Here is a 13,165-nt window from a genome sequence, read left to right as displayed (position 1 = left end):
AACATTCTTGTAGTTATGTCTCAATCTATTTTTATCATAATTTATATAAGTATTTTCATATAACAAAAGCACCTAGACGTTATATGGTCCAGGCGCTTTTGTTTGGTTTAAATTAATATCACATTATTTCTGGTCAATTCTATTATCGCCAGTTGTGTAATAAATACTATTACATATATAACATGTTTATATTATATTATATTTTTGTTAAATTTGCAACAAAACATAACATAACATATTAAAAAAATATAAAATATATTGTTTTAGTTATTTTATATTTACTTATATCTTGTTAACTTTTATTTAATTATTCTATCATACATCTTAATTGATCACAGGTACACAGGCTTTCATCTGTTCTCCATTTGAATTGGGTATGCTAATAATCTTTACATCAATACCATATGCTTCTTTAAGCATATCCTCTGTAACAACTTCATCTACATTACCTACTGTAAATACATTGTTTCTTTGCATAAACGCCACTTTCGTAGAGCATATAAATGCATGGTTAGGATAATGTGAAGTCATAACAACTGCTAGTCCTCTTTTAGAAAGCTTTTTTATTTGATCCAATACTCTAATTTGATTTCCGAAGTCCAAATTAGAAGTTGGTTCATCCATTATGAGCATTTTAGGACATTGTGCAAGCGCCCTAGCAATTAAAACCATTTGTCTTTCCCCACCGCTTATTTCCGTATATATCTTGTCTTTTAAATAGGATATATTTAAGATATCTATAGCCTCCTCAGCAATATCTTTGTCCTCTTTTGTAGGAGAAGAAAACATTGAAAGATGGGCAGTTCTGCCCATCAATACTACATCGAAAACCTTATAGGGAAAAGGAGGGGTATGAGCCTGCGGTACATACCCAATATTTTTAGCTAACTGTTTTCTAGACCAGTTATGTATATTTTCTCCATCTAAGAGTATTTCCCCACCTTTAAGCTTTAAAAAGCCCAATATAGTCTTAAAAAAAGTGGTTTTACCTACACCATTTGGTCCCAATAGACATAATATTTCTCCCGAACTCACACTCATGGATATATCTTTTACAACAACTTTTGTACTATAACCACAACTAACATTTTTTATTTCTAACTTCATATCCGTCCTCTCCTCCTTTTATCAAATTATGACATTTAGAACGTTTCTATTTTAGTCTAAAGTACCACCAAGCTTTGTATAAGTAGTCCCATAAAATTTTTGATAAAAATCATCTACTTCTTTTGTTATATTTGTATCTTTAAATACTTCAGGATTTGTTTTTGTACTTAACCACATTATTCCTAAAATCGTCTGTGGACAAGGCATATCCCATGAACTCATTTTTGAAGGTATCATATAAACTTTTTTATTTTTCACAGCATTTATATCTTTTAAACCATCATTATTAAGTACATCTTGAGGTTTTACTCCAGAATATTGTGTAAGAATTATTATATCAGGATTCCAGCTAATTATCTGCTCTGCAGATATTTCACTCCATTTAGCACTTTTACTTAAAGAGCCTGCCACATTTATTCCGCCGCCTAATTCAATAAATGAGTTTTGAAACATATTCTTTCCTGGGGTTAAATACATACTTCCTCCTGCCATATATACTTTAGGCTTATTTTTTTGATCTACGCCTTTAAGTTTATTATTAACAAAATCTAACTTTTGTGTATAATAATCTATAAATTCATTTGCTTTTTTTTCTTTACCAGTAACTATTCCTAAATTTTTCACAGTAGATTTTAATTCATCAAGACCCTCTGCATTTACAACAAAAACCTTAATATTAGCTTTTTCAAGATTTGGTACAACCTGTTTGTTCTTTTTTTGTATAATAACAAGATCTGGTTTAGCAGCTGCTACTTGTTCCACATTTAACTCATTAGCATCTTTAGTAGCAGATGATTTACTTGCACCTGCTTTTGGTGAAGAACCTAATGGATTTTTCATAACCTTTCCATCTATACCTAAAATATTATTTTGTTCCCCTAATGCACACAATATCTGTGTTGCTACAGCATAATTAGTTAGCACTTTTTCAGCCGGCTTGGATAGTTCTACTTTTCTTCCTAATCCATCAGTAACAGTAATTTTTTTATTGCTATCTGCAGTAGTTGTACTTGTAGAAGTCGTGTTTTTCCCACAAGCTCCAAAGATGCACACTATTAATAATAGAATTAAAATTTTAGATATTTTTTTCATTTTTGTTCCCCCCATGATTTTTTAACTTATATTTTTCTTCAACCTTACATCATTTTGTTGTAAAATCCGAAGAATTTTACCTTCCATAAAATTTCTATTATTTTCATCAATTCTAATTACTTGTACATCTGCTCTCTTTGCTATTTTCTGTACAAAATCTCCATTACATTCTTTTAATACTCCTATAACAGGCTTATCACTATTAAGTATTTTAAAAATCGTATCTTTGAATAATGGTGCATTTTCCTCCATAAATCCCAATTCATCAAGTACTATTAAATCTCTGTTATATAAGCTTTTTAAAAGTACATCCTTAGATATAACATTGAATATATCCATATCTATATACATTTTTTCTTTTTTTATATCATATCTTCCAATAATATAATTATCATCCGAGTTATAAAGTGAAATAACTTTAAAAATTTTCATTCCTTCTATAAGTTCTTTTTCTTGAACAAATCCGCCTATAGAGAAATCTATATTTTTAATAACTTTTTCTAATAATGTAGATTTACCTATTCCTTGCTCACCAGTTAAAAAAGTTTTTTTCATATCCATCCTCTTCTTCCTTTAATCAAAAGATAAATAAAAAATGGTGCTCCAATTAATGACGTGAGAATTCCTAATGGAATCTCCACAGAAAAAGCACATCTAGCTATGTCATCAACTAACAAAAGGAATGTACCTCCAATCAATAAGGAAGCAGGCAATAAAACTTTAAAATTAGGTCCCACAAACATTCTTGCTATATGAGGTATTACAAGCCCTATCCAGCCAATAATACCACTGATTGATACGGCTCCAGCAGTAATCAGAGTTGAACAAAGTATTATAACTATTCTTAGTTTTGAAGTATCTACGCCTAAAGACTTTGACTCTTCATCACCAAAGGAAAGCACATTAAGTTTCCACCTCAATAAAATTAGCGGTACAATTCCTATTATAAATGGTAACGATAATATTTTGATATCTTTCATAGTGACAGAAGATAATCCTCCCATCAAATAGAAGGTTATAGCCGGGAGTTTGTCATAGGGATCAGCCACATATTTTGTTATAGAAATAAAAGAAGAGAATAAAGCCGAAACAACCATACCTGTAAGCACAAGTACTAATGTAGCATTATTACCTCTTCCTATGATTAAACTTATTAAATAGGTTATACTAACTGCTGCAAGTCCAAATAGAAATGCTGAAATCTGCACACCAAAGCTGTTAAATGATAAAAGTATTCCAAATGCTGCACCAAATCCCGCACCAGAAGAAGCTCCAAGTATATCTGGAGATACCATTGGATTTTTAAATAAGCCCTGATATGCAGAACCAGCTATAGCTAAACCTGCCCCAACTAGTAATGCAGACAAAATTCTAGGAATCCTGACATTAAATAAAACTGTGCTAATAGTTGCATATTTTGAATTATCCATCCCTGAAACATTTGATAATATAACATTAAAAAATTGTGATACTGATATAGGATATCTACCTAAAGCTAAGGAAATGAAAAAAGAAAGTATTGGTAACAAGGCAATAAGTATCATAATATAAGTTGTTTTTGATTTTGACATAGATTTTTCAGACGAATTAGCCAGTTTCATTTCTTCTAGCATATACTTGTCCTCCTTTTAAACTCTAATTAATCATCTTACAAAAGTTGTCTTTTATTGTTTGGTGTTTAATAATTTATTAACATCACTGTCTGTAAGATTATAATGATAAAAATCAGTATAAAATTCCTTGATAAGGCTATTTAAATCCATATTCTGAAATTTATCTGGATACAGTATTTTAGCAGTCCATGGCACCCCAAGGATTATGTTTACACTAGGAGACCTGTCGTACCAATTAAAAGGATCGCTTGGCACAAGATATACCTTATGATTTTTAACAGCTTTAATCCCTTTCCATACAGGATTGGAATAAATTCCTTTATAAAAATTAGCATCAGTAGCTATAATCACATCTGGGTTCCAGTTTAGTACCTGTTCTGGAGATACATCAACCATACCCATTTTATCTAATGCTACCTGTGCTACATTGATTCCACCACAAATATCTATAGGCTGTGTGTGTATAGATTTAGCCGGGGCAGTCTGAAGACCATTTGAGCCTTCTGCATAATATACCTTTACTTTTTGATTATCTGGAATAGTAGCTGCTACGCTTTTAGCTTGATTTATTACTTTATTATAGAAGGCCACTAGTTTTTCGGCCTGCTGGCTCTCATTGAGCATCTTACCCACAAATCTTATATAATTCGGAAAGTTTGCCAGAGTAACAGTATCTGTTACACCTACAACCGGGATATTTCCCAGGTTCTTCTGGTCTTCTTCTGTGTCCTTTTTTACTGCATCAGCTTGGACAGCATTATGTCCTTCATCAATTATCAAATCAGGTTTCAGCGACATATATTTTTCATAATTACCTTTGGTTGTACCATACCATCCTCCCACAACAGGTAATTTCTTGTATTTATCAGGTATGTACTTACCTGTCATTTTCAAATTCCATCCCATAAGTTTGTCTGGCGCAAGCATATATGTTAGCATTGTAGCTGGAGGACTGATTGATAAAACACTCTTAATATCGGCAGGTACCTTAACATTTCTATGAGTCATGTCAACTATTTTAATTGTATTTGTTTTAGTGGATTCACTACTGCTTTTACCATCACATCCAATAAATGTAGAAGCAACAAATACCATAGCAATAATAGCTGTTATACTTTTTTTACTAAGCGCTTTACATTTCACTCTGTTTCCCCTCCATTTCTTGTTATAAGCTCGATAGGACAGCGCAGTTCAACTTCAACCTTAGCTCCTGCTTCATATCCATCAACACTTCCTGGTATGCATAAATGAGCATTTGCATAAATCAAGCCTTCAATAACAGGCCTGTCACGACCAATTACTGGCGTACCTTTATACTGACCATCCTCATATTTTACAATAATACGTACATAAAAATCGAATGGGCGCTTTGATACAATTGGCTTTGTAAGAACTACTTGTAACCTTTGCGGCTTTATGGTTGGTTGAAAAAGATATTTATTGATAAGAGGCATAATATACCAATCTACCGTATATTCAGCTCCAATTGGTGGGCCTACGATTCCAATTACAGGCTTTCCATAAGCCACGGTAAATGACGTATGTTTACCTGGTCCATGTTCTACTTCATGAGCTAGTACTTCTCCTACTTCTCCTAACATTTTTATATTATAGTCATCAGTACCTTTTGATGACCCTCCATTGATTATTACAATATCTGCCTTCTTTAGAGCATCAAGAAGTGTATTTATAATTTTTTTAGGATCATCGGGAACGATATCATAAACTAGCGGCTGTCCTCCCCAAAGAACAACTTTTGTTCTCATCATTATACTATTAGACTCAACATTTTTGCCCAAAGGTAATGGTTTTCCTACAGGAACCAATTCATTACCTGTAGGTATAATAGCTACTACAGGTTTTTGCAGCACATCAATCTTATCAATTCCCCCCATAGCAAGTATTTCAAGATGAGATGGTGTAAGTAATGTATGAGATTTTACGAGCACATCACCTTTTCTCATTTTTTGTCCTGCAGGTTGAGTGAGCTCTCCTTTTGTTGAAGGTGCCTTTAATATTTTTATGTTATCTGATTCGTCTATTTCAACCTCTTCTATTTTGATAACGGTATCATAATCCTTTTTAATACCTATTCCAGTATTTACAAAGTCATATTGTATTCCTCTTTCCCAACCAGAAGTATCAGGTATTCCATTCTCAAAATCATGGTAATATACAGCTATACCGTCTAGTCTACTAGTAAGACTATTAGGAAGCGTATTCATAGATGCAGTGTCGTAAGCGCACACTCTTCCTAACCCATCAATTAGAGATACTGTTTCTATTCGTGGTTTTAAATCACACTTTTCCATTATTCTCTTTAGAGCCTCATTTCCAGGTAGCGATATATGTTCCTCATTCTCTCTTTTCATTACTTACCATCCTCCATTACTATCACAATTTATGTAAGTATTTGATAAACAGAGTTCTTGGCATCAGATGGAGTTTTAACTCCACCTGATACTTATTAACAGGATTCTTAGTGCTTCAGCACTTAGAAGGCGTTATCCTTTAGGGAAAATCGTTATCCAGGGACGTAGCTGCTCTTTACTCCGACTTGAAGAAGTGGGGGTATTAGAGCAGGTAGTCATCGGATAAAGCAAAAGCATCCAGGCATTCTATAGCCCAAGCACTCGGCTCTGTCTTAACTTAATGCTGCACTCCCTGTGGTGAATTTCTATTTTACCAATTACGTAATAACATTTATTACAATTTTAAGATATTTATATTATATTCTATTCTTATTATGTTTTCAATAAAGCATAACAAAATATAATATAAAGTATATTTTATATTTTGTTTTAAGCATATTATATCACTTTTTATACTGTTTAGATTTAAAATCAATTGTGTAATAGAAATTATTATATTATAATGAATGTAGTAAATTATTATACCGTTAAATCCATACTTTGCTCCAAAATTGACTATACTCTGTAATTTAATACATATTATAATGGATTTTTATAGCATTTAGCTATAGTTAAATAAACCTAAAAGGATGTGTTAAATCATGAAAAAGCTAAAATTTATACTCATCACTGTTTTTGCAATTATTTTTTTAATAACCGGATGTAATAATGGTGATACATCAAAAAAAACAAGTGAAAAAAGCACGCAGACGAAAACGATTACCGATACTGCTGGACGAAAAGTGGACGTGCCTTTAAATATTAAGAAGATAGGAGATTCCTGGCAAGCTCATAATGAAGTTCTGTGTATTTTAGGCCAGGGAAATAAAATTGTTGCCACTATTCTCACAGAAAAAGGAAGGCCCTGGCTCTACAAAGTAAATCCTCAAATGAAAAATGCAGTGACAGCATTTACTTCAGACGGTGTGAATACAGAAGAACTTATAAAAGCAAAACCTGACATTGTATTTACACCATTAAATGATAAAAGCGTAAATAAAATATCAGATTCAGGAATTCCAACTGTGGAATTAAATTTTACTGATTTTAATAGTTTAAAAAAATGTGTTAAACTTACAGGTGATATTTTAGGACAAGACTCAAAGAAAAAGGCAGATGAATATATATCCTATTTAGATGGCAAACTCAACACTATAACTAGTATAACGTCTAAAATACCTAAGGAACAAAGGCCTAAAGTTCTCCATGTAACTTCACTTTCACCAATAACCGTAGATGGAAACAATACAATAATTAATTCCTGGATAGAAGCAGCTGGTGGAGTAAATGCAGCTTCAGAAGTAAACGGAAATAATAAACAAGTATCCATGGAACAAATATTAAAATGGAATCCGGATATTGTAATATTAAGCAGCAATACATTAATGAAAGTAAGCAATGGCAAAAAAAATATAAACAATTTATTAAATGATCCTTCCTGGCAAAAAGTAAGTGCTGTTAAGAATTCAAAAGTATACTTTAATCCAGATGGAGCTTTTTACTGGGATAGGTACAGTGCAGAAGAAGCATTACAAATACAATGGGCAGCAAAAATCATACACCCGGATAAATTTTCTAACATAGATATACTTAAAGAAACTAGAAATTTTTATAAAACGTTTTTAAATTATGATCTTTCGGAGGAAGATGCAAATAGAATCATCAATGATGATCCTCCTATTAAATAAATATATTTTAAAATGCATTAGGTGAAGTTTTCTAAACAACACCTGATGCATTATGTTTATCCGATAACTACCTGCTTAGTGGAAGTGAGTATTACCGTAGGGATCCATAAGATAGGGATCCATAAGATAAGGAAATATATTTTAATATAAATTTTATTTTAGCATTTTTTCAAGAGTTGAAATATGGCTAGCCTCATTATTAATAATATGGGACAATATTGTATATGTTTTTGTACTTACATCACTTGTATTTTTCACAAATCTACCTTGTACATCAACAAGTAAAGAATACACATCTTTCTCTAAGTCAAGAAAAGATTTCAAATAGTCTCTAACATTATTGATCTCAGGTTTATATACTTTCCTGTTAAACTCATCTATTAAAAAAGACATTTTATCATATATTACAAAATCAATTTCTTCAAATTCCATACCACTTATTACTTTTTTTAGCTTCTCGTAATATTGAATACTTTTATCTAATTGTTTCACTAAAACAACTGACATTATTTTTATAGATTGTTTATTGCACCTTTTTCCTATGTCCTCATATTCAGCTTTTCTTCTAACTGCAATATTTATTGACTTATTAATTATATCTATAATATTGTATCCCATACCATCACTACCTCCAATTCAGACTCTCTACTTCTTATTTCGTGAACTTTTATAAAAGTTTATACTTGTCTATATTATTGACATCACTTTTAAAGTTAATCACTAATTAGCTTTTATATTTTAAGGATATTAGGAAAAATGCCAACTTATACGATTTGTTTGTCCTAATTAGTTCTATATAAGGCATTTTCAAAGAAATAACCAGTCAGTATGCTAGTTATATTTTTTAGTTTACAGTAAATTTATATTTTATTAATACTATTGTAATTATTTCATCACATACCCATCACATACAAATGAGAAATTAGTATATTATAGAATAAATTTCTATAATACAAAAAACATAAATGTATCTTTAAGATGTTATGGAAGGAGGAAAGAAAAATGAAAACCATATTCAAAAAAATTCCATTTATATTATTAACACTATTAGTTGGATTCGGAACCGGCTCCACTATAATTGGAAATGGCCCTCAAAATGCCACCAATAATAAATATGTTCTATCTAATTATTTTCCCAGACGGGATTTAGTCCATTCTCTGCCAACTCAGCAGCAACTACCAATTCAGCAGCTGAAAAATAGTGTATCTACAATAAATCTTCCTGCTAATACTGAAAAGTCTAGTAATTGGGCAGGATACATAGATACACCTACTTCTAAAAGTAGCAGCTATACTAGTATTTCTGGTAGTTGGACAATCCCTAATATTTCAACAAACAAGCAAAATGCAGTAGCTGCACAATGGATTGGTTTAGGTGGAGCAAGTTCTTCAGATCTTCTTCAAATGGGAACCTTAGAAGAAGTAGAAAACGGACAAGCTGTGGCAGAAGTTTTTTGGGAAAAGCTGCCTGATGTTGCTCAGAACATAATTAGTGTTCCAATTAATTCAACTATTAATGTTAGTATATCTAAATTATCCAATTCAACATGGAATTTAACATTTACTGTAACTGAACCTAACGGCCAGACTCAAACTAAAACTATATCCACAACGTTAGATTCTTCCTATGAACAAGGAATTGGAACATCAGCAGAATGGATCAGTGAGGATCCTTCTAACGATAGCAAGCAACTATATCCTTTGGCAGATATGGGTACGATAAAATACCAGTCAGCTATGGTTAACGGTACTTTATTGAATGCTTCAAGCAACAAGGTTAATCCTGTTGCAATGGAATCAAGTAATGAAAATGTTGTAATTTATCCTTCTACAATTGGAACAGATGGGGAATCATTTACAACAATAACAAATACAAGCTCAACTTCTAGACAAAGATTGGATAATTTCCCAAGGTCTATTTTGAGACATAATAGCAGCCGCCTTCATCCAAGACAATATAGACAATAATTTTATTAGCTGTCTACCATCCATAACACTCCCACCACACAATGAAAGCGACTACCACTTGATAAGAAATAAAAGGCCAATTAATTCACTATATAGTGAAAATTGACCTTTTGTTTTTTGATAAAAAAAGAAGTCAATATTGGGGAATACTAACTTCAAATAATTAAATGGGTTTATCGCCATTAAAAAATAATATGGTACTTTAATATATACTTCTATAATATAAATGTATACCATATAAATCATTCCGTCTAGTGCTTGTCATTGGATAAATATGAAACCCATGGAAACTATTTTTATCCGATGGCTATCATTTTAATAAGACGTTAAATAATAATTTGAGTTGACATTAAATTTAGCAAAGTATACTATTAATGTCAGAAACCTAATTGTTAGATTTCTAATCATTATATTGCTAATATCTTCCTCATGAAGAAGATTAAAATATGAAATTAAACATATACTAGGAGGTTTTGTATATGGAATATACAAATTTAGCAGGGACAGGTTTAAATGTATCAAGAGTTTGTCTTGGAACAATGACATTTAGTGGACAGTTAAACGAGCAGGATAGCATTAAAGTTATTAAGTATGCATTGGATAATGGAATCAACTTTATAGACACTGCAGATATTTATAACGGTGGGCAAAGTGAAATAATTACAGGTAAAGGTATTAAAGGCTGCAGGGAAAATGTAATTCTAGCAAGTAAGGTCGGAGGACCATCGGGTTCAGGGCCAAATGACAAAGGTCTCAGCAGAAAACATATTATTTCGTCTGTGGAAAATAGCTTAAAACGATTAAATACAGACTACCTAGATATGTATTATATGCATGCACCTGATCCTCTAACACCATTTGAAGAAACAATGGAAGCAATGACTTCTCTTGTTAAATCAGGGAAGGTTCGTTATATTGGAATCAGCAACTTTGCTGCATGGCAACTAATGGATGCCTTATGGACTTGCGACAAGCGTAACTTGATAACGCCAAGTGTAACAGAAAACGTTTATAACTCAATTACAAGGGGTATAGAGTCCGAGCTAGTACCTTGTATTAAGCAAAACAAGGTAGGCCTGGTTATATATAATCCAATAGCAGGTGGATTACTTTCCGGAAAGCACAGCAAAGATCATCCTGTTGAAAATTCGCGTTTTTCCAATTTAGGTGGATATTATAAAAGATATTGGAATGATGACAGTTTTCAAGCAATGGAAAAGCTAACACAGATTGCACAAAGCCATGGCATGAAACTTCTCGAACTTGCATTACGCTGGTGTATTTCTTACAACTATGTGAACAGTGTAATTATTGGAGTAAGCCGCCTGGAGCACTTGAAACAAAATTTAGCATATTTAGAAAAGGGGCCGCTCTCTAATGAAATCCTTTCGCAATGTGATGAAGTCTGGAAAGAACTGCGCGGCAGCAGGTTTTCATATCATCATAGTCTATAAGTACTTCTAAATGTAAATTGTAAATCAATGTTTAACACATTTATTTAACGTATCTATAGTATATCAAAAAAGAGCTTATTCAAGATGCGAATTGTTAGTCACCTGGATAAGCTCACAAGTAAACTTTTTCATATCATTTAATCCTTGAAATATTTCCTCTCTCGAAAAATTTGCTTTGGTAAGATCTTCATCACTTTTTAAAAGTAACATATTATAAAAATCTTTTCCTATTTTAATTAAATCATCTGAAGGATTCTTTTTCAGTTCTTCAAATAGCAAATTTTCTGCTTCATTATATTTACCTTGAAAAATAAGTTTTTTTAGTAATATTGGTAACACATCTTGTATAGTCATTGATTGTACGTCTATATTTTTAAATTCCTTACTCTGTTTATTGAACAATACCTTTCCAGCAAACTCCCCTATAGATTCTATTATTCTCAATATATAATCATCATTCATATTAAACTCCTTCACATTTTATAATTCGATTAGTATCAAAAAAACTATCACCATAATTAATTATCGTCTTATTTCTTAGAAATGTAATCAATATCTATTTTTAATATATAACTTATCCTTTTATACACTATTTTCCTTTCTATAATATGAATAAGCCAGATATATTGGGAAAATATAAAATTGATATTATATTTTTCATTAATTATATAAACTCTCTACTTTTATCCGATGGCTACCAGCCGTAATACCCCCATCGCACACAGCGAAAGCGACTGTCACCAAATCAAAAATTTGAGACATCTGCTTTTCTTATAAAGTGGGGGATAACGGCTGCTACACCCCTGGATAACGATTTCTAAGTTTCAGATGGAGAAAAAAACTCCACCTGAAACCAAGAACTCTGTTTATATAGAGTTAGTGTTAAGGAGGTACCGCCGATGGCTCTTGGAATTATAGATGTATTTCAACTACTACTTAAAACAACAGTAACGTTCATAGTGCTATTAACCCTAGCAAGAATACTAGGAAATAAACAAATGAGTCATTTAACGTTTTTTAACTATATTACTGGTATCACAATAGGTTCTATTGCCGCAAATATCATTAGTATAGGTAATAAACCATTCATAAACGATCTTATTGGTCTAACTTGGTGGTGTATACTAACTGCCTTAACTGGATATATAAACCTAAAGTCAGGAAATATAAGAAGTATCATTGACGGCCAGCCAACTATTCTAATAAAAAGAGGAAAAATCATGAAACAATCTCTATCCTCAAGTCGTCTTAATATGGATGATTTATCAATGCTGCTTAGAAAACAAAATATATTCTCTATTACAGAAGTTGAATACGCAATATTAGAGCCAGATGGAAACTTAAGCGTAATGAAAAAACAATCACAACAACAAGTAACAAAATCAGATATGAAAATTCCTTATTCTACTAGTAAATATATTCCTTCTGAGATAATTGTTGATGGTAAAATAATAAACCATAACTTAGAAGAACTGAATTTAAATAAAAACTGGTTAAAGAAACAACTTAAACAACAAAATATTGCCTCTATAGAGGATGTTTTCTATGCTGAAATTCAAAGTGATGGGACTTTATTTATAGATAAAAATTAAACCCTAGTTACATCCACCATATTAATCTCCGTTAATTCATAAAATTTTGCAATTCTAAATTATCCAATAGTAATTATATCATATTTTTAAAATCAATTTATTAAAATAGTTGTCTTTTCAAGAGTTTTTAACTGATTGTTACTTTTTTCTATAGCTAAACCAATTATTGTTTGTATTTTTTTCTGTTGCATACTATAAATCTTATTACCTAAATTCTTACCAAATTGATTTATTAAAAAT

General features: G+C 31.5%; 12 protein-coding genes. 4 read left to right on the top strand and 8 right to left on the bottom strand.

Features of this window, described 5'->3' with window-relative positions:
- Positions 1–324: 324 nt before the first annotated feature.
- The 6 genes from CLCOS_RS06415 to CLCOS_RS06390 are packed head-to-tail and all read right to left on the bottom strand — an operon-like array spanning position 325 to position 6,184.
- Entirely contained in the window at positions 325–1,107 is a 783-nt protein-coding gene (locus CLCOS_RS06415; RefSeq protein ID WP_063601332.1) for an ABC transporter ATP-binding protein, read from the bottom strand.
- Between the two features lie 51 nt (positions 1,108–1,158).
- Positions 1,159–2,199, bottom strand: coding sequence for an ABC transporter substrate-binding protein (locus tag CLCOS_RS06410; RefSeq protein WP_063601331.1), 1,041 nt, complete (start codon positions 2,197–2,199; stop codon positions 1,159–1,161).
- Positions 2,200–2,220: 21 nt separating this feature from the next.
- Positions 2,221–2,754 carry a nucleoside-triphosphatase gene (locus CLCOS_RS06405; RefSeq protein ID WP_063601360.1) on the bottom strand — a complete coding sequence of 178 codons (534 nt, stop codon included), beginning with the start codon at positions 2,752–2,754 and terminating at the stop codon, positions 2,221–2,223.
- Positions 2,751–3,812 carry a FecCD family ABC transporter permease gene (locus tag CLCOS_RS06400; protein WP_013238373.1) on the bottom strand — a complete coding sequence of 354 codons (1,062 nt, stop codon included), beginning with the start codon at positions 3,810–3,812 and terminating at the stop codon, positions 2,751–2,753. The genes CLCOS_RS06405 and CLCOS_RS06400 overlap by 4 nt, the downstream gene beginning before the upstream one ends.
- Before the next feature lie 51 nt (positions 3,813–3,863).
- On the bottom strand, positions 3,864–4,955 hold the full coding sequence (locus CLCOS_RS06395; RefSeq protein WP_082853554.1) for an iron ABC transporter substrate-binding protein: 1,092 nt from the start codon (positions 4,953–4,955) through the stop codon (positions 3,864–3,866).
- Positions 4,952–6,184, bottom strand: a complete 1,233-nt coding sequence (locus CLCOS_RS06390) for a molybdopterin molybdotransferase MoeA (protein WP_063601330.1) — start codon at positions 6,182–6,184, stop codon at positions 4,952–4,954. The genes CLCOS_RS06395 and CLCOS_RS06390 overlap by 4 nt, the downstream gene beginning before the upstream one ends.
- Positions 6,185–6,825: 641 nt before the next feature.
- Between CLCOS_RS06390 and CLCOS_RS06385 the strand changes: the two genes are divergently transcribed.
- Positions 6,826–7,911: an ABC transporter substrate-binding protein gene (locus CLCOS_RS06385; RefSeq protein WP_082853553.1), complete on the top strand. Its 1,086-nt coding sequence runs from the start codon at positions 6,826–6,828 to the stop codon at positions 7,909–7,911.
- A gap of 153 nt (positions 7,912–8,064) precedes the next feature.
- On the opposite strand, the gene CLCOS_RS06380 is transcribed toward CLCOS_RS06385, so the two are convergent.
- Positions 8,065–8,529, bottom strand: coding sequence for a hypothetical protein (locus CLCOS_RS06380; protein WP_013238369.1), 465 nt, complete (start codon positions 8,527–8,529; stop codon positions 8,065–8,067).
- 384 nt (positions 8,530–8,913) lie between these two features.
- Here CLCOS_RS06380 and CLCOS_RS06375 point away from each other — a divergent pair, with 384 nt between their 5' ends.
- On the top strand, positions 8,914–9,879 hold the full coding sequence (locus tag CLCOS_RS06375; RefSeq protein WP_063601328.1) for a G1 family glutamic endopeptidase: 966 nt from the start codon (positions 8,914–8,916) through the stop codon (positions 9,877–9,879).
- Between the two features lie 479 nt (positions 9,880–10,358).
- Positions 10,359–11,333: an aldo/keto reductase gene (locus CLCOS_RS06370; RefSeq protein WP_063601327.1), complete on the top strand. Its 975-nt coding sequence runs from the start codon at positions 10,359–10,361 to the stop codon at positions 11,331–11,333.
- Positions 11,334–11,408: 75 nt separating this feature from the next.
- Here the strand turns inward: CLCOS_RS06370 and CLCOS_RS06365 are convergent, their stop codons facing one another.
- Positions 11,409–11,795, bottom strand: a complete 387-nt coding sequence (locus CLCOS_RS06365) for a DUF6483 family protein (RefSeq protein WP_063601326.1) — start codon at positions 11,793–11,795, stop codon at positions 11,409–11,411.
- A gap of 437 nt (positions 11,796–12,232) precedes the next feature.
- Between CLCOS_RS06365 and CLCOS_RS06360 the strand changes: the two genes are divergently transcribed.
- Complete coding sequence (locus tag CLCOS_RS06360) at positions 12,233–12,925, top strand: YetF domain-containing protein (protein WP_063601325.1); 693 nt, start codon at positions 12,233–12,235, stop codon at positions 12,923–12,925.
- Positions 12,926–13,165: the final 240 nt, after the last annotated feature.

It is taken from the genome of Clostridium coskatii, assembly GCF_001675205.1.
In the GTDB taxonomy this organism is placed as follows: Bacteria; Bacillota; Clostridia; order Clostridiales; family Clostridiaceae; genus Clostridium_B; species Clostridium_B ljungdahlii.
Note: the sequence above shows the minus strand (reverse complement) of the source record. Positions and strands in the feature narration are given on the sequence as shown.